The sequence below is a fragment of the Erythrobacter sp. genome (assembly GCF_038133525.1).
GTDB lineage: Bacteria > Pseudomonadota > Alphaproteobacteria > Sphingomonadales > Sphingomonadaceae > Qipengyuania.
In genome coordinates, this window is sequence record NZ_JAYPTL010000062.1 from 1 (window position 1) to 17,990 (window position 17,990).

General features: G+C 62.0%; 13 protein-coding genes. 11 read left to right on the plus strand and 2 right to left on the minus strand.

Translation table 11 applies throughout. The features are described 5' to 3' along the window. Together AAFM29_RS14155 and AAFM29_RS14160 are read right to left on the minus strand one after the other, a co-directional pair. A partial coding sequence (locus AAFM29_RS14155; protein WP_341713436.1) for an acyl-CoA dehydrogenase family protein occupies positions 1 to 1,073 on the minus strand: 1,073 nt, incomplete at its 3' end. A gap of 14 nt (positions 1,074 to 1,087) precedes the next feature. Then, complete coding sequence (locus tag AAFM29_RS14160) at positions 1,088 to 2,065, minus strand: nitronate monooxygenase family protein (protein WP_341713437.1); 978 nt, start codon at positions 2,063 to 2,065, stop codon at positions 1,088 to 1,090. Positions 2,066 to 2,370: 305 nt separating this feature from the next. Between AAFM29_RS14160 and AAFM29_RS14165 the strand changes: the two genes are divergently transcribed. From AAFM29_RS14165 to AAFM29_RS14215, 11 genes are all read left to right on the plus strand, one after another. Beyond that, positions 2,371 to 5,331, plus strand: a complete 2,961-nt coding sequence (locus AAFM29_RS14165) for a TonB-dependent receptor (protein ID WP_341713438.1) — start codon at positions 2,371 to 2,373, stop codon at positions 5,329 to 5,331. A 114-nt stretch (positions 5,332 to 5,445) separates the two neighbouring features. Continuing rightward, positions 5,446 to 6,993 carry a tryptophan halogenase family protein gene (locus AAFM29_RS14170; protein ID WP_341713439.1) on the plus strand — a complete coding sequence of 516 codons (1,548 nt, stop codon included), beginning with the start codon at positions 5,446 to 5,448 and terminating at the stop codon, positions 6,991 to 6,993. After that, positions 6,990 to 7,709 (plus strand): SapC family protein, encoded by a 720-nt coding sequence (locus tag AAFM29_RS14175; RefSeq protein ID WP_341713440.1) that lies wholly within the window; start codon positions 6,990 to 6,992, stop codon positions 7,707 to 7,709. The genes AAFM29_RS14170 and AAFM29_RS14175 overlap by 4 nt, the downstream gene beginning before the upstream one ends. Further along, positions 7,702 to 8,733 carry a cupin-like domain-containing protein gene (locus AAFM29_RS14180; RefSeq protein ID WP_341713441.1) on the plus strand — a complete coding sequence of 344 codons (1,032 nt, stop codon included), beginning with the start codon at positions 7,702 to 7,704 and terminating at the stop codon, positions 8,731 to 8,733. Before AAFM29_RS14175 ends, AAFM29_RS14180 begins: the two co-directional genes overlap by 8 nt. Continuing rightward, positions 8,730 to 10,232, plus strand: coding sequence for a tryptophan halogenase family protein (locus tag AAFM29_RS14185; protein WP_341713442.1), 1,503 nt, complete (start codon positions 8,730 to 8,732; stop codon positions 10,230 to 10,232). The genes AAFM29_RS14180 and AAFM29_RS14185 overlap by 4 nt, the downstream gene beginning before the upstream one ends. 66 nt (positions 10,233 to 10,298) lie before the next feature. After that, positions 10,299 to 11,360 carry a LacI family DNA-binding transcriptional regulator gene (locus tag AAFM29_RS14190; RefSeq protein WP_341713443.1) on the plus strand — a complete coding sequence of 354 codons (1,062 nt, stop codon included), beginning with the start codon at positions 10,299 to 10,301 and terminating at the stop codon, positions 11,358 to 11,360. Between the two features lie 73 nt (positions 11,361 to 11,433). After that, positions 11,434 to 12,543 (plus strand): MFS transporter, encoded by a 1,110-nt coding sequence (locus tag AAFM29_RS14195; protein WP_341713444.1) that lies wholly within the window; start codon positions 11,434 to 11,436, stop codon positions 12,541 to 12,543. 80 nt (positions 12,544 to 12,623) lie between these two features. After that, positions 12,624 to 15,071: a glycoside hydrolase family 3 N-terminal domain-containing protein gene (locus AAFM29_RS14200; RefSeq protein ID WP_341713445.1), complete on the plus strand. Its 2,448-nt coding sequence runs from the start codon at positions 12,624 to 12,626 to the stop codon at positions 15,069 to 15,071. Between the two features lie 26 nt (positions 15,072 to 15,097). Continuing rightward, positions 15,098 to 16,387, plus strand: a complete 1,290-nt coding sequence (locus AAFM29_RS14205) for a sugar MFS transporter (RefSeq protein WP_341713446.1) — start codon at positions 15,098 to 15,100, stop codon at positions 16,385 to 16,387. Between the two features lie 91 nt (positions 16,388 to 16,478). Beyond that, complete coding sequence (locus AAFM29_RS14210; RefSeq protein ID WP_341713447.1) at positions 16,479 to 17,213, plus strand: 3'(2'),5'-bisphosphate nucleotidase CysQ; 735 nt, start codon at positions 16,479 to 16,481, stop codon at positions 17,211 to 17,213. Between the two features lie 94 nt (positions 17,214 to 17,307). After that, positions 17,308 to 17,990 (plus strand): acyl-CoA dehydrogenase family protein (locus tag AAFM29_RS14215; protein WP_341713448.1); only part of this gene is annotated, 683 nt, incomplete at its 3' end.

A 17,990-nucleotide genomic window follows, 5' to 3' on the forward strand; every position in this document is an offset into this window, starting at 1 on the left:
TCGCGCCACAGGCGGGCGATCGCATATTCGTTCATGTAGCCCGCGCCGCCATGCAGCTGGAGCGCCTTGTCGCAGGCTTCCCATTGCAGGTCGGTATGCCACAGCTTGGCCGCGCTCGCCTCGTCGGTGGTGAGCTCGCCGCGCAAATGCTTGCTGATCGCCCAATCGAGATGCGCCCAACCCACCTGGATCTTCGCCTTGAGGTCGGCAAGGACGAATTTGGTGTTCTGGAATTCGAACACGGTCTTCCCAAACGCCTTGCGGTCCTTGGTGAACTTGACCGCCTCGTCAAACGCCCGCTGCGCCGCGGCCTGCGCACCCACCGCGATGCCCAGGCGTTCCTGCGGCAGTTCCTCCATCAAGTGGATGAAGCCGCGACCTTCGCCGCCCAGGATATTGGTCATCGGCACACGGCAGTCGTTGAAAAACAATTCGGACGTATCGGCCGAATGCTGGCCGATCTTGTCGAGGTTGCGCCCGCGCTCGAAACCCGGAGTGTCGGCGTCGACCAGAACCAGCGTGGTGCCCTTGGCCCCCTGCGTCGGATCGGTCTTGGCAACCACAATGATCACATCGGCGTTCTGGCCATTGGTGATGTAGGTCTTGGACCCATTGACCACGAGATGATTGCCATCCTTCACCGCGGTGGTGCGGATGCCCTGAAGGTCGCTACCCGCCCCCGGCTCTGTCATGGCGATGGCCGAGATCACATCGCCCGAAACCATGCCCGGGAGGTACTTCGCGCGCTGCTCATCGGTGCCGAGGCGTTCGATGTAATTGGCAGTGATATCGTTCTGCAACGTGAAGCCCGCCGAGCTGCCGAGATAGGACAGTTCCTCGCACAGCACGCAGTTGAAGCCGAAATCGAGGCCTAGGCCGCCGTTCTCTTCCTTCACGGTCGGGCACAGCATGCCCGCTTCGCCCAAAGCCTTCCAGGCCGAGCGAGGGACGATGCCGTCCGCCTCATGCTGGTCGAGATAGGGGGTCATGTGCTCCGCAAAGACCTTGCGGACAGTGTCGCGAAAGGCTTCGTGGTCTTCGTTATAGGCAAAGCGCTGGCTGGTATCGAGCATGGTGGTGTCAGTCCTCAGGCGTTGACGAAACCGGCGAGCCGGCCGCGGATGATCTGGTCCGCTTCGCTCATGATCCGATCGATGAGCTCCTTGCAGGTCGGGATATCGTTGATCAGGCCTGCGACCATGCCGCAGGACCAGGCGCCAGCGTCCATGTCGCCCTGCGTCATGATGCGCGGATAGACACCCGCAACCTCTTCGATGATATCCTCGAACTTGAGGTCGGGGCCAAGCTTGCGCTCCTTCTCCAGCAGCCGCTCGACCGCATCATTGGTCATGACGCGCTCGGTGTTGCGCAGCGGGCGCATGACAAGGCGGGTGTCGAGCTCGCTCGCCGCAACGATCGCCCGCTTAACGTTCTCGTGTACTGGCGCTTCCTTGGTCGCAATGAAGCGCGTGCCCATGTTGATCCCGTCAGCACCCATGGCGAGGCTGGCGACGAGGCTGCGCGCGTCGGCCTGGCCGCCGCTCGCAACAAAGGGGATTTCCAATTCGTCGGCCGCACGCGGCAACAGGATCATGTTGGGCACGTCATCTTCGCCCGGATGGCCGCCGCATTCGAAGCCATCGACACTCACGGCGTCGCAGCCGATCGCCTGGGCCTTGAGGCTGTGGCGCACGCTGGTGCATTTGTGGATCACCTTGACCCCGGCATCCTTGAAGAATGGCAATACCTGGACAGGGTTATTGCCTGCAGTCTCGACCACCTTGACCCCACCTTCGATAATGACGCGGACCAACCCCGGATAATCCGGCGCGTTGACCGTGGGCAGGAATGTCAGGTTCACGCCAAAGGGCTTGTCAGTCATATCCCTGCACTTGGCGATCTCGTTTGCCAGCTTTTCAGGCGTACCCAGAGTGAGCGCGGTGATGATGCCTAGCCCTCCCGCGTTCGATACCGCAGAGGCCATTTCCGCAAAGCCGACATAGTGCATGCCACCCTGGATAATTGGATGTTCGATGCCGAACAGTTCGGTGATACGGGTCTTCATGGCGGTCACTCTCCCAAGTTGCTTTTTGAGACCGGTATCGGCGCAAGGCCCGCGAGTCTAGCGCTTCGGAATCCAGCGATTGCCCCCATCTGGCTCTTCCCTTACGGCAACGGAGATTGCTCCCGCGCGCAGCGGCAGTGCCTCTGGTGGCGCGCAAGAATTGCAACACATTTGCCACACACGTGCAATTTTGTGATCAAACTTGCCTTGCTTGCGTTGACCAAGTGAACGTTATCAACTAGGTGAACGTTCACATTTAGACATCCGTGCGAGTTAAATGCATGGATTAGGGAGGAGAATCGGTAATGACCTGGAAGCGCAAGCCCTCGTTCGTGAACTTCATGGCGACGGCATCCGTGGTTGCACTCGGCGCAGCAGCCACACCCGCCATGGCTCAGGACGCGGCGGAAGACAGTTCTGAAGAGAACGTCATCGTCGTCTCAGGCATCCGCGCATCGCTGCAGGACGCCATGAACATCAAGCGCGATGCTGTCGGCGTGGTCGATGCCATCTCGGCTGAAGACATCGGCAAGTTCCCTGACACCAACCTCGCCGAATCGCTTCAGCGCATCACCGGCGTTTCGATCGACCGCTCGAGCGGTGAAGGTTCGACCGTTACCGTGCGTGGCTTCGGGCCGGACTTCAACCTGGTGGTGGTCAACGGTCGCCAAATGCCGACGTCGACTCTGGGTGACGGCTTCTCCGCTCCATCGTCGCGCAGCTTCGATTTTGCCAACCTGGCTTCGGAAGGCGTCGCTGGCGTCGAGGTCTACAAGTCGGGCCGCGCTTCGCTTCCGACCGGCGGCATCGGCTCTGTCATCAACATCAAGACCCCGCGTCCGCTGGATCGCCCGGGCTTCCAGGGCAGCATTGGCGTAAAGGGCGTCTATGATACATCGCGCTTTGAAGGTACCGACGTCACCCCTGAGGTCTCGGGTATCGTCAGCCAGACTTTCGCTGATGACCGGATCGGCATCCTCCTTGCCGGCTCCTACCAGGATCGCAAGGGCAGCCAGGCGCAGTTCGTCACCGGCAACTGGCGCCCGGGTTATACCGGCGCGGAAAACAACTGGGGCACGCTCGCGCAGCAGGGTGACCCGCGTTTCGCCAATATCGAGAACCGCCCGGGGCCGACCGATGTCTATCAGGTCCCGCAGAACGTCGCCTACGACTTCTTCAATTTCCGCCGCAAGCGCTTCAATGCACAGGCAGTGCTCGAATTCGCGCCGACCGATACGCTGAAACTGCGGGCTGACTACATCTTCTCGCAAAACACCTTCAACAGCCGCCAGGACAGCATCGGCGTGTGGTTCAACCACAATGATACGTCGAGCAGTTGGACCGATGGCCCGGCAGCTGGCGCCAACTTCTACTCGGAAAACTTCACCGCTGGCGAAGGCAAGGACCTTGCGATCACCGGTGCAGTGGGTTCCAACCGCAGCATCAACCACTCGATCGGCGGCAACATCGCCTGGGAAGGTCTGGGTGGCCTCAAGCTCGAGCTCGATGGGCACCATTCGACCGCCGAGTCCAAGCCAACCTCGCCCTATGGCAGCGGTATCGCGGTGGGCACGGCAATCTTCGGTGTTCGCTCGCAAAGCGTCGACTACACCAGCTCGCTTCCGATAATTTCGGTCGACCTGTATCCGGGTAGCGAAATTGCCGCATCGAACATTCGCCCAGCGGGCAATGCATTCCGCAACGCCTATTTCCGCGATGAAATCAACGAAGTAAGCTTCCGCGGCAGCTATGATTTCGATGCGTCCTTCATCGAAAGCCTCGATTTCGGCGTCACCTATGTCGAGAACAAGGTTCGCAGCGCATTCGGCGTGATCCAGAACGACACTTGGGGCGGCACGCTGAGCGCGGCCGACACCCCAGACGATCTGTTCAATCCGCGCGATCTGCCGGGTGACATTTCGGGCCTCGGCGGCGGCAACAATCCGTCGATCATCCCGACCTACTTCCAGATCGATACGGGTCGCCTGATTCAGCTGCTCGACAGTCAGTTGGGCATCTGTGATCGCGCACCGGGCGATACCTGCCTTGCACCGTTCGACACGGATCGCAGCATCCGCGAAGAGACGATCGCTCCATACATCCAGTCGTTCCACACGTTCAGCCTGGGTGACGCAGAGGGCAGCCTGCGGCTGGGCCTGCGTTACGAAGAAACGACGGTCGATTCTTCGGCACTCACGCCTACGCCGACCGGAACCGTCTGGGCCGCGCAGAACGAAATCAGCCTGATCAGCACGCCTGGTGGTACTTCGACCCTGACCGGCAAGTATGACAACTGGCTACCGGCCGTCGATTTCAGCCTCGAACCGTTCGACGATGTGGTGCTGCGCGCTTCCTACAGCCATACCATCACGCGTCCGACGTATAACAACCTGCAGGGCGGCATCACTCTCGCAACGCCGCTGCGCGTTGGCGCCGGTGGTAGCCAGGCCAGCGCGGGCAACCCGAACCTGCTGCCTTACAAGTCGAAGAATATCGATCTCTCGGCAGAGTGGTACTACGACAATGCCAGCTACTTCTCAGTCGGGTTCTTCCACAAGGACGTGAAGAACTTCATCGGTGGCGGTACCACGCAGACCCCACTGTTTGATCTTCCCGATCCGTCACAGGGTGCGGCAGCCCAGGCGGCGCGCGCGGCTCTTGGTGCCAACGCCACCTTCGACCAGATTGTGGATTGGGTCAGAGTCAATCGCCCGGCCGACTATGATCCCAATGTCGGTTCGAACGGCGGTGTTATAGGCCGTACGGGCGATCCGGACGTCGTCTTCACCTTCAGCCAGCCGTTCAATAGCGACCAGAGTGCCAGCCTGTGGGGTTGGGAATTCGCCCTCCAGCACAACTTCTGGGATACCGGCTTCGGCGTGATCCTGAACTACACGGTGATCAGCAGCGACACCTCGTTCGACAACACCCTGCCGTGGACTGTAACCCAGTTTGCGGTGCCCGGGGCGAGCGACAGTGCCAACGCAGTGGCCTTCTATGACAAGAACGGCTTCCAGGCCCGTGTCGCCTACAACTGGCGTGACAAGTTCCTCGCCGGTTACGACCAGGATCCGTACTACATCGAATCCTATGGTCAGGTAGACGCCAGCGCGAGCTACGAGTTCAAGGACGGACTCACCGTCTTCGTCGAAGGTATCAACATCTTCAACGAAGACCGCACGGGTACTCGCCGGAACGATCAGGCGATCTTCTTTGCAGCGCCGGGCTACGCCCGTTACGCCGCAGGGGTGCGCTTCACCTGGTAACCGGACGCGGGGGCCCCGCGCCCCCCGGCCGACCGTATGGAAGAGCCGCACAGCCCGCGCAGTGCGGCTCTTCTCTTTCGGACCGGCCATAGAACGGGCTATGGATGGCAGACGATGAGCGAACGCATCGCAAATCTGGTGATCGTGGGTGGCGGGACCGCAGGGTGGCTCGCGGCCTGCGTCCTCGCGGCGCGTCGGCCCGAATTGGCAATCACGCTCGTCGAGGCTCCGGACATCCCGACCATTGGCGTCGGAGAAGGAAGCTGGCCAACCTTGCGCGAAACGCTGCGCATGATCGGCATTGCAGAGCAGGAATTCCTGCTCGCATGTGATGCCTCGTTCAAGCAGGGCTCGCGCTTCGATGGCTGGACGACCGGCGCGGCGGACGACAGCTACCTCCACCCCTTCACACCTCCACCCCTCGGTAACATGGGGCAGTTGCTCGACGCGTGGCGGGAAGCTGCGCCTGGGCTGGATTTCGCCGGTGCGATGACAGCGCAAGCAGCCGCCTGCGCCCACGGCCTAGCGCCACGACAGCGCGCCATGCCCGACTTCGCCGGTGCGGTGAACTACGGATACCACCTCGATGCAGGCAAGTTCGCTGCCTTGCTGCGCTGCCATGCCACCAACCGACTGGGCGTCATCCATCTGAGCGACCGGGTCGTCACGGTCCGCGGAACCCCTCAGCGGATTGAGTCAATTGAACTGGCCGAACGCGGCATGCTCGAAGGTGACTTCTTCCTCGATTGCAGCGGGTCTCGCGCGATCCTCATACAGAACCATTGCGGCAGCGATTGGATCGACCGCTCTGACGTTTCACCGAATAATAGCGCCCTGGCGGTTCAGGTTCCCGTGGAGCCGGGCAGCCCCATTGCCTCGCAAACGATCGGCACTGCGCATCAAGCAGGTTGGTTGTGGGATATCGCTTTGCCGACCAGGCGCGGCATTGGCTGCGTCTATGCCTCTCGTTTCCTCGACGATGACGACGCCGAACGCATCCTGCGCCAATATATCGCGGAAAAGGTACCGGGGTCGGATTCCTTATCACTCGTTCCGCGCAAGCTGTCCTTCCCCACCGGCTACCGCGAGCGCTTCTGGCAGGGCAACTGCCTAGCCGTGGGTCAATCCGCCGGTTTCATCGAGCCGCTCGAAGCGTCCGCAATTGTCATGATCGAGCTTTCTGTCCGCGCGTTGGCGGAAAACTTCCCCGCCTCCTTCGCGACGCTTCCCATTCACGCCGAGCGGTTCAACGCACTCTTTACCTATCGGTGGGAGCGGATCGTCGACTTCCTCAAGCTGCACTACGCCCTCAGCCAACGCGAGGAGCCCTATTGGCTGGCTCAGCGCGACCCGGCACGCATGCCACAGCGCCTTGCCAACCAACTGGCCCTGTGGCGCGAACAGCCGCCATCACCTTGGGATTTTCCGCAAGTGGATGAGGTCTTTTCGGCCGCCAGCCAGCAATACGTTCTCTATGGCATGGGCTTTCCCGTGCCATCACCCCGCCCTGCGCGGGAGACATCGGATGCGATGGCTCGCCTCTCCGAAGTGCGCGAACGCGCCCGAGGCATAGCCGCCGCCCTACCCACCAACCGTGCCTACTTCGATGCTCTGGCCCAATCGCCGACAGCAACGTTACAAGGAGAGCTAGCCCGATCATGAGCAACCACCAGATCCTGAATTCTGCCGAGCATGGCGAGTTGCGCATTCATACGCACGCAGACGCAGCCTTTGGCGATGCTGCTATGGCCGCCTTGGTCGTCCCGACCGAGTTCCGCAGTGTACAGGGCGAATACCCGATTGTCTTCAAGCGCGACGCGGCCAGTGACCGTTTCTCTGCGCTCGCGCTATTCGGGTTCGAGAATGGCGAGAACCTGTTCCTTGCTGATGGCGAGTGGGGCACGGACTATCGCCCGTTGTCAATGGCGATCCAGCCATTCCTTGTTGGTCGTCCGGCTTCCGGCCAGGGCGAAGGACAGGTTCACATCGACATGGATCACCCGCGTATCTCCTCCACTGGCGAAGGTACGCGTGTGTTCGACGAATTCGGCAAGCCGACCCCATTCCTTGAGAGGATCGCCGAACTGCTCGGCGCCCTGCACCAAGGCTATGAGCTGAGCGCGGACTTTTTCGCGGCACTCGATCGCCACGAACTGCTCGAGCCCTTCACGCTTGAAGTGCCGCTGAGCGATGGATCGCGAAACACGCTCTACGGCTTTCACATCATCGATGAGGAGAAGCTGCGGGCGCTCGACGCCGATGCGCTGGGCGACCTCCACAGCGAAGGGCATCTGATGCCGATCTTCATGGCCCTCGCCTCGCTGTCCCAGTTTTCCGGACTCATCGCACGCAAGGAGGCTCGGATCGCCGGTGGCTGAAGCCGATCCTTCGATCTTCGCTTCGATGCGGCACATCGAAGAGCGCGAGGTTTCCGATGCTTCAGCGCTGGCCGAGCTGCTTGATCAAGCGACCGGCCCTTTCGTGGTGCGCGGGCTGGTGCGTGACTGGCCCCTGGTTCAGGCGAGCAAGGTTTCACCACGCGCAGCGCGGCAATACCTCATTGAGCGTGCGCGTCCCGTGCCCTTCACGGTAAGCCTGGGCCAACCCGGCCGCGACGGGCGCCTGTTCTACGACGACGACTTCGGGATGAACTTCCAGACCGCGAAGGGAAAACTGGCCGATATTTTCCGCGGCTTCGATGACAATGAAGGTCGCTCCGACGCCCCGGCCATCTACCTCACTTCGGTCGATATGCGCAGCTTCTTCCACAACCTCGCCGAGGAGAACCTCTCGCCCGTGCTGGATCGGGCCCCGCTCGAGCGGATCTGGATCGGCAACGCAACCCGCGTCGCCGCGCACAATGACGTCCCGCGAAATCTGGCCTGTTGTGCCGTGGGCCGACGGCGCTTTACCGTGTTCCCGCCAGAGCAATACAAGAACCTATATCTCGGTCCGATCGAAAATACGCCGGCTGGACGGACGGTGAGCATGGTCGACTTTCATGCGCCGGATCTGACCGCCTACCCCCGCTTTTCGGAAGCGCTCGAGCATGCACAAGTGACCGAGCTTGAGCCGGGCGACGCAATCTACATCCCCTCCATGTGGTGGCATCACGTCGAGGGATTGGATGCGTTCAACATCCTCGTCAATTACTGGTGGCGCGACACGCCAGCCTTTCTCGGCCATCCGCAGGAAGCGCTAAACCACGCCATCCTTGCGCTGCGGGACATGCCCGACGCCGAGAAGGCGATCTGGCGCGAGTTGTTCGACCATTACGTCTTCGACGCCGGACCCGAAGTCACCGAGCATATTCCCGAACCCGCGCGTGGCATTCTCGCGCCGCTTACCCCCGAAACCGCCGGACAGATCCGCGCCTTCCTGCTGAGGACACTCAACCGATGAACAGCACCCAGCCGCGCAAGCGTATCGTAATCGCGGGAGGCGGAACCGCCGGGTGGATGGCTGCCGCGGCAATCGCCCGCACCATGGGTGACGCAGTCGAGCTGACCCTGGTTGAATCGGATGCGATCGGGACCGTCGGCGTGGGCGAAAGCACTATCCCGCCGCTGGTCAATTTCAACCGCATCCTCGGTATCCCCGAGAACGAGTTCATGCGCGAGACGCAGGCAACCTTCAAACTCGGGATCGAGTTCGAGAATTGGCGGGTCGATGGGGAGAAGTATTTCCATTCATTCGGTTCAACCGGGCGCGATCATTGGACGGCTGGATTCCAGCACTTCTGGATGGAAGGTCTGCAACGCGGTCACAGCGAGAGCTATGATGATTACTGCATCGAGCTGCAGGCAGCCTATGCAAACAAATTCGCGCACCTGCCCGACGATAGATTGAATTACGCATACCAGCTCGATGCGACCCGCTACGCCGCCTACCTGCGGCGGCTGGCCGAGGAAGCGGGATGCACACGCGTGGAAGGTCGGATCGCCGAAGTGCAGCTCGATGCCGAGAGCGGCAACATCGCTGCTCTTCTGCTCGATAACGGCAAGCGGATCGAAGGTGAATTGTTCCTCGATTGTACGGGCTTCCGCGCGCTGCTGATCGAAGGAGCGCTGCATGTGGGGTACGACGACTGGCGCCATTACTTGCCATGCGACAGCGCCATTGCAGTCCAGACCACCAGCGTGCGCCCGCCGATCCCCTATACCCGTGCAATCGCCCATGATTCAGGGTGGCAATGGCGCATCCCGCTGCAGCATCGGCAGGGCAACGGAATTGTCTATTGCAGCCGTTATCTGTCCAAAGAAGCGGCGCTCGACCGGCTGCTCTCGACCATCGAGGGCGAGCCGCTGACCCAGCCCAACGCAATCCCCTTCGTCACTGGCGCGCGGCGCAAGCAGTGGCATCGCAATTGTATTGCCGTGGGGCTTTCCGGTGGTTTCCTGGAGCCGCTGGAATCGACCAGTATTCACCTGATCCAGCGTGCCATCCTGCGCCTGCTGCGGATGATGCCTGCGGGCGAGGTGAGCGAACGCGATGTGGCCGAGTTCAACGAGCAGCAACTGACCGATATGGTCCAGGTTCGGGACTTCCTGATCCTGCACTATAAAGCGACCGACCGGCGCGACAGCCCTTTCTGGCGGCAATGCGCGGCGATGGAGATCCCCGACACACTGCAGCAGAAAATCGAACTATTCCGCGAAACAGGGCGCGTCTTCCGCAAGAATGAAGAGCTCTTCGTTGAAAACAGCTGGGTGCAGGTAATGATGGGCCAGGGCATCATGCCGAAGGCGCACCACCCGATCGCCCGCAAGATGAGCGATGAAGAACTGACACGCTTCCTTGCTAGCCTGCGTGAGAACGTGGCAAGTACCGTCGCCGCCCTGCCTGCGCATTACCAGTATGTGGCACAGTATTGCGGTGCAAAGGAAGTGGAGGCAGCTTGATCCGGGCTTGTGCAAATCGAGCTGATGCGGTGACGATGCTACGGACGAAAGAGGATTAAGTAGACCATGGCTCGGCGCCGCCAGGCAGTTACGATCAAGCATGTCGCGGCCGATGCGGGGGTTTCCCTGCAGACGGTCAGCCGTGTCATCAACAATGAACCCAACGTCCGGCCCGAGATGAAGGAGCGGGTTCAGGCAAGTATCGACAAGCTCGGTTATGTCCCCTCGATCGCCGCTCAACGGATGAGCGGATCGCGGTCATACATGATCCTGGCCATCAACGACCGCGAGCGCACCATTGCCGACTGGCGCGCGCGCGAAGGTACCGACTGGGTCGACCAGATGCTGCTTGGTGGCATGCTCACCTGTGATGAGCGCGGGTATCGCATGTTGGTGGAATTGGTCGACACCCACAGCGACCATGTCGAGCGCGAACTGAGTGCGACCATCGCCGCGCTCCAGCCGGATGGGGTCATCCTCACTCCGCCGCACTCCGAGAATCCGCTGATCACCAACTTGCTTGCCAAGCGCAATATTCCGTTCGCTCGCATTGGCTCAAAGGCACCGGGCCCGGGCGTCCCGATGACCATGGGTGACGAGCATCTGGCGGCGCTGGCAACCGAACATCTCGTCAGCCTTGGCCATAGCCGCATCGGCTTCATCGCGGGACCCGAGGAATATGCACTGGCCGGTTGGCGTATCGACGGCTGGGAAGCCGCGATGGGAAAGGCTGGTCTCTCCACGGAAGATCTCTGCGAGCGGGGCGACTTCGGATTCGAAAGCGGAGAGCTTGCCGCAAGGGCACTTCTCGATAAGCCATCTCCACCGACCGCGATCATTGCCAGCAGCGCGCAAATGGCGCTGGCGACGCTTGCCGTTGCCCGCGAACGCGGACTTGAAGTGCCCGACGACCTTTCCGTCGTCAGCTTCGACAACACGCCGCTCGTCCGCTTCACCCAACCTCCGCTCACCGCGCTCGACCAGCCTATTGCCGCGACAGCTGCGCGTGCGGTGGAACTTCTGATCGACAGCCGCGAGGACGGCTTGCCCGAAGAGCCCGTGGTAGTGTTGGGCGAGCTGGTTGTGCGCGGTTCCACAGCCCGAGCAAGCCTGCGTGCCGAGGGCTGAGGCTGAGCCAGACGCCCAGCGTCAAGCCAATTCATTCCTGTGGCTCTATGCCCTGGCCTCCGCCGGAGGTGCAGTGGCCTACGTGCCTTTCCTCACGGTCCTGCTGCCCGAACGCGTAACCCGCTTTGCTGGCGCAGACGGCGTTGAAGTCCTTGCCTATACCGCCTTCGCCGGCGCCATTGCCGCGAGTCTTGCCAATATCGGGTTCGGCTGGCTGAGCGATCGCACGGGTGTCCGGCGGCCATGGATCTTCGGCGGTGTGGTGCTGTCCGGCTTCCTGCTCATCGCCATGGCCCGGGTCGACAGCCTCACAGACCTGATCCCGATGATTGTGGCGTGGCAGCTGGCTTTAAACATGATGCTGGGCCCCCTGGCCGCCTGGGCCGGGGATGTGGTCCCAGACAGCCAGAAGGGATTGCTGGGGGGATTGCTATCGCTGGCCCCCGCACTAGGCGCGCTCTCCGGCGCTCTGGTAACCTGGCCTGGACTGGCGACGCCGGATGCAAGGTTGGCGTTGGTGGCCATAATAGTGGCAGCGATGGTCTTGCCCGTGCTGGTCTTTGGGCGGCCAATTACAATGCCCGCCCTGATGAACGAGCCGCCGCCCGTGCAAGAACCTGCACAGGTCAGGCGTGCGCCAGTTGCTCGCATGTGGTTGGCTCGCCTCCTCGTCCAGGTTGCCGAGGCGGCCCTGTTCGCCTTTCTGCTGTTCTGGTTTCGCAGCATCGACGGGGACGTGACCGACAACGATACCGCTGCCGTATTCAGCGTAGTGCTCGGCGTGTCGGTCCCGCTCGCTCTGTTTGCCGGTCGTTGGTCGGATCGTAGCAATCGCCCTGTTCTGCCCTTGGCAGTTGGGGCAGGGCTGGGATCGCTTGGGCTTGTCGCCATGGCGATGGCAGAAACCCTTCCGACCGCAATTGGCAGCTACGTCTTGTTCGGGCTGGCAACCAGCGTCTTCCTCGCCTTGCATTCTAGCCAGACACTACGCGTGCTGCCGCGCGCGCGAACCCGTGGACGCGACCTGGGTTTCTTCAACCTGACCAATACCGTGCCATCGCTCATCATGCCGTGGCTCACCCTGGCGCTGGTACCGATGTTCGGTTTCCATGCTCTCTTTCTCCTCCTCGCGGCATTGGCAGCCGCAGCCTGCCTGATCCTCTTGTCGATGCGCGGCATCTAGGCGCTTGACCTCCCACCTCAGCCATGGCACCAGAGTTGTGAACGTTCTCAATATAACTCGAGAACCGGAGGGATTTGGGGATGAAGGTTTGGTTGTGGGCCTCTGTTGCGGCGCTCGCGGTGACCGGTTGCGTACCGGATCAAAGTGCAGTTGCCAGCGCTTCGGACGCCGCAACCGGGGCGCCGGGTACGACCCATGCGGAGCTGTGGCCCGAGGCACATAGCCCCGCAGCGATCACCGATCCCGCGACCGAAGCGGCGATCACCGCCCTGATCGAGAAGATGACACTGGCCCAGAAGGTCGGCCAGGTGGTCCAGGGCGATATTTCCTCGATCGAACCCGAAGACCTCAAGACCTACCCGCTCGGGTCGATCCTAGCAGGCGGCAACAGCGGCCCCCACGGGAATGATCGCGCAAGCGCCGAAGTTTGGGACAAGCTGATCCGTGAGTTCCGCGCGGTATCGATGCAGCCGCGCGCCGACGGCGTTGCCATCCCCATCCTGTTCGGGGTGGATGCGGTTCATGGTCACAACAATATTCCCGGCGCGACGCTGTTTCCCCACAATGTCGGCCTAGGCGCGACGCACGATCCCGACCTTATCTATCGCATTGGCGTGGTCACCGGGGCAGAGATCGCAGGGACCGGGATCGAATGGACCTTTGCCCCGACCCTGGCCGTGCCTCAGGACGGGCGCTGGGGCCGCGCCTATGAAGGCTACAGCTCCGATCCTTCCATCGTCGCCGCCTACAGCAAGGAAATGGTGCTAGGGCTTCAGGGCGAGCTCGTGGCCGGTCAGATCCTTGCCCGCGACAAAGTCGCCGCAACCGCCAAGCACTTCCTGGCTGACGGCGGCACCGACAAGGGCCAGGACCAGGGTGACGCGAAAATCTCCGAAGAGGAGCTCGTCCGTATTCATGCCGCCGGTTACCCACCCGCCATCGATGCCGGTGCCCTGACCGTCATGGCCAGCTTCTCCAGCTGGCAGGGTGTCAAGCATCACGGCAACCGGTCGTTGCTGACCGATGCGCTCAAGGAGCGAATGGGCTTCGAAGGACTGGTCGTCGGCGACTGGAACGCGCATGGCCAGATCCCCGGTTGCGAACCGACCGATTGCCCGACTGCGCTTCTTGCCGGCCTGGACCTCTACATGGCACCCGACAGTTGGAAGGGCCTCTACGAAAGCCTGCTGAGCCGGGCGGAAGCGGGCGAAATTCCGATGGACCGGCTCGACGATGCGGTCCGCCGCATCCTGCGCGTCAAGTTCAAGCTCGGCCTGATGGATGGCCAGCCGGACAAGCGCGGCGACTTTTCAGTAATCGGATCCCCTGCCCACCTCGCCATCGCTCGCGAGGCGGTCAGCAAGTCACTCGTGCTGCTCAAGAACGAGGGATCGGTGCTGCCGATCAAGCCCGGCGCCAAGGTGCTCGTTGCCGGCCCCGGCGCGAACGACATGGCGATGCAGTCGGGCGGCTGGACCATCGGCTGGCAGGGTACCGACGTGACCAAGGCCGACTTTCCCAATGGCCAGACGCTTTGGGACGGTATCTCCGAAGCGATAGGCCAGGCCGGCGGAAAGGCCACGCTATCGGCTGACGGCAGCTTCAGCGAAAAGCCCGACGTTGCGATCGTGGTATTCGGCGAAACCCCCTATGCCGAGTTCCAAGGCGATCGCCCCCACCTCGATTTCACCGGCAAGGGCATCGAAACCATTGTCGCGCTCAAGGAACAAGGCGTTCCCGTAGTCGCGGTCTTCCTTTCAGGCCGGCCGATGTTTGTCGGACCCGAGATGACCGCGGCCGATGCCTTCGTCGCGGCCTGGCTGCCCGGTTCGCAAGGTGCAGGCGTTGCCGACGTGCTGATCGCGGGCAAAGATGGCAAGACGCCGCGCGATTTCACCGGCACGCTGTCATTCGCCTGGCCTTCGGGTTGCGAACCCGGCGCCTCAGACCTTTTCCCCTTGGGCTTCGGTGGCAGCTATGCCGCGAAGCCCGCCGTCCCCGCGCTGGCTACCGAATGCTCTCTCTCAGGTATTAAGAGCGGGGACGGCCTTTCAATCTACGACCGCGGGCTGCAATCGGGCATCTGGGCCTTCACCGGCGACACCGGCCTGGTGAACCTCGTCGGCGCAGGCCCGGGCTTCAAGTCGACCGCTTTCGATATCGGGGCGCAAGAAGATGCGCGGCGCCTGCAGTGGAGCGGTCCTGCAACCCTGCAATTGCGCTGGGATGCATTGCCCTTCCCAGAGACGGCCGCGCTGAGCATGCGGGTCCAGGTCGAACATCGGCCCAGCGGAACGGTGACGCTGAAGGCACTGGGTGCGAACGCGGCGGGATCGCGTGATCTCACCTCCACCTTCTCGCTGGTCGAAGGCAAGGGCATGCGCGAGCTTGAGGTTCCGCTCTCCTGCCTCGCCACTGGCGATATCACGGGTATAGAGATCGCCAGCAGCGACGCATTCGTATTCGAACTGGATTCGATCAAGGTGGTGCCGCAGGCAGCACAGATGGATTGCACCGGCCCCTTCTGAAGGCCGGGCACGGGAGGATATCTAACATGGCACTTGCACCTGGGGTTGCGACCAGCACCGATCCGAATCCAATCGAGGAAGTGGGTCCGCCGATCGACGCACCCGGCCTCAACTATTTCGTCTTCGCGTTGTTCTTCATCTTTGGCGGCATCACCTCGCTCAACGACGTGATCATTCCCAAATTGAAGGAACTGTTCACGCTGAGCTTCTTCGAGGCCAGCTTGGTGCAGTTCTGCTTCTTCATTGCCTATGCTGTGGTCGGCATCCCCGGCGCACGGCTGGTCAAGAAGCTGGGCTATATGCGCGGCGCGGTTGCCGGTCTGCTCACCATGATGGTCGGCTGCCTGCTATTCATTCCTGCCAGCCAGACCGCCGTCTTCGGCGTGTTCCTGTTTGCCTATTTCATCCTCGCGACCGGCGTGGTGCTGGTCCAGATCGTCGCCAACCCGCTGATCAGCCTGCTCGGCCCGGCCAAGACGACTCACAGCCGCCTGACCTTCGCACAGGCGTTCAATTCGCTAGGCACCACGATCTTTCCCTATGTCGGATCGGTCCTGATCCTCGGTAGCCTTGCTACGGTCACTGCTGCCGAGTTGTCGGGCGCTGAACTGCAAGCCTATCGCACCGCCGAAAGCCAGGCCATCGTCAATGGCTACCTTGGCCTCGCCGCCGCACTGGCAGTCGTCGCCGCAATCGTATGGGCCTTCCGCAATCGCCTGAAGGGCGAAAAGCACGATGAATCAAGCCTTGCGGAAGGGATCGCCCTGCTCAAGCGTCCGCGCTTCGGTTATGGCGCCGCCTGCATCTTTCTTTACGTCGGCGCCGAAGTTGCCATCGGCAGCTTCATCGTCAGCTACCTGATGCAGGCCGAGGTCCTCAATCTGGGCGAGCAGGATGCGGGTAAGCTTATCTCGCTCTATTGGGGCGGTGCACTCGTCGGACGCTTCATCGGCTCCGGCCTGTTGCGAATGGTCAGCCCGGGCCTGCTGCTGGCAACGGTAGCTACCGGAGCCATCACGCTGATCGCCATCTCTGCAAACAGCACCGGGGTGATCGCCGGCTATTCGCTCCTTGCGGTTGGCCTGATGAACTCGATCATGTTTCCGACTATATTCTCGCTCGCCTGCGAGAAGCTGGGACCGCGCGCCGCGGATGGCTCGGGCATCATCAACGTCGCCATCGCCGGCGGTGCAGTGATCCCGACGATCTATGGCGCACTGGCGGACCAGGTTGGCCTGGCAGCTGCGCTGGCCCTGCCCGCCGCCTGCTATGCGATCATCGCCGGCTTTGGGATCTTCGCGCGCAAACCAGCATAGGTCTCGACAGCGCACTAATTGGGGTTCGCAAGGCGGTTTCGGTCTGCCATGCGGACCCCAAGCCTTTTCAGGCGCAAGGGACAACTCCACGATGACCGACGCCGAACTTGCCGCCCATCTCGCCGATGTCGCAGGCAAGATCCTGATCCAGGTTCGCACCAGCGGCATGTTCGAAGGCAAGAGCCTGGGGACGGCCGGCGACCAGACCGCCAATCAGTTTCTGGTCCATGCGCTGCGTCACCAGCGACCCGATGACGGGCTGCTGTCCGAAGAAAGCAAGGACACCGACGAGCGCTTGTCAAAGAGCCGCGTATGGATCGTGGACCCGGTCGACGGTACCCGCGAATATGGCGAGGAACGGACCGACTGGGCAGTCCATGTTGCGCTTTGCGTCGACGGCAAGCCTGAGGTAGGCGCAGTCGCACTACCTGGGCTCGATGTGGTGCTGCGCAGCGATGCTCCCACCGCCACGCCTGCCGCCGCAGCCAAGCCGCGCATGGTCGTCAGCCGCACCCGTCCAGCCAAGGAAGCGGTTGCAGTGGCCGAAGCCATCGGCGCGGAACTGATCGGCATGGGTTCTGCCGGAGCCAAGGCGATGGCAGTGGTACGCGGTGAGGCGGAGATCTATCTCCATACTGGCGGGCAGTACGAATGGGACAGCGCGGCGCCGGTTGCGGTGGCGCTTGCCCATGGACTCCATGCCAGCCGCGTCGACGGCAGTGCACTGGTCTATAACCAGGCCAACACTTACATGCCCGACTTGCTGATTTGCCGCCCCGAATGGACCGAGCGAGTCCTTGCCGAAGTGGCCAAGCTGGAGGACTGAGGACGGGCGCAAACAGGCCCTTCCCTAGCGTATTTCAGTCCCTCCAAAATTTGCGGTATGGGAGTCGCCAGAGAGACAGAGAGGACCCCAAACCATGGCGACCCAGCTCGAAGCCGATTCACATACTGACGAGGAGACCTTCCGCGCAGAAGTGCAGGCTTTCCTTGCCGACAAATTTCCTGCCGAACTGAAGAACAAGGGCAATGCCCTTGCCGGTGTCGACGGCCCGACCGACGAAACTCCTGCCATGAAGGCCTGGCGCGAAGCAGTCGGCGCCAAGGGTTGGGGCACCCCCACCTGGCCAAAGCAATATGGCGGTGGCGGCCTGACCAAGGGACAGGCGCGCATCGTCGACCAGGAATTCGCCAAGGCGGGGGCATACAACCCGATCGGCGGCATGGGTGTGATGATGTTCGGCCCGACCCTGCTCGAATACGGCAGCGAAGAGCAGAAGCTGGAGCACATCCCCGCGATCTGCCGCGGCGAAGTGCGCTGGTGCCAGGGTTATTCGGAACCGAACGCCGGATCGGACCTCGCGAACCTGCAGACCTTTGCCGAGGACAAGGGCGATCACTACCTCGTCAATGGCCAGAAGACCTGGACCAGCGGCGGCCAGTGGGCCGACAAGTGCTTCGCCATTGTTCGCACCGACAAGAGCGACAAGCATCGTGGCATCAGCTTCATGCTGATCGACATGACCACGCCTGGCGTGGAAGTGCGCCCGATCACCATGATCAGCGGCACCAGCCCGTTCTGCGAAACCTTCTTCACCGATGT

Bases quoted from the DNA above. Each gene is read 5' to 3' on its own strand.
- AAFM29_RS14160 (WP_341713437.1), bottom strand. From the start codon at position 2,065: ATGAAGACCCGTATCACCGAACTGTTCGGCATCGAACATCCAATTATC.
- AAFM29_RS14165 (WP_341713438.1), top strand. From the start codon at position 2,371: ATGACCTGGAAGCGCAAGCCCTCGTTCGTGAACTTCATGGCGACGGCA.
- AAFM29_RS14170 (WP_341713439.1), top strand. From the start codon at position 5,446: ATGAGCGAACGCATCGCAAATCTGGTGATCGTGGGTGGCGGGACCGCA.
- AAFM29_RS14175 (WP_341713440.1), top strand. From the start codon at position 6,990: ATGAGCAACCACCAGATCCTGAATTCTGCCGAGCATGGCGAGTTGCGC.
- AAFM29_RS14185 (WP_341713442.1), top strand. From the start codon at position 8,730: ATGAACAGCACCCAGCCGCGCAAGCGTATCGTAATCGCGGGAGGCGGA.
- AAFM29_RS14190 (WP_341713443.1), top strand. From the start codon at position 10,299: ATGGCTCGGCGCCGCCAGGCAGTTACGATCAAGCATGTCGCGGCCGAT.
- AAFM29_RS14200 (WP_341713445.1), top strand. From the start codon at position 12,624: ATGAAGGTTTGGTTGTGGGCCTCTGTTGCGGCGCTCGCGGTGACCGGT.
- AAFM29_RS14205 (WP_341713446.1), top strand. From the start codon at position 15,098: ATGGCACTTGCACCTGGGGTTGCGACCAGCACCGATCCGAATCCAATC.
- AAFM29_RS14210 (WP_341713447.1), top strand. From the start codon at position 16,479: ATGACCGACGCCGAACTTGCCGCCCATCTCGCCGATGTCGCAGGCAAG.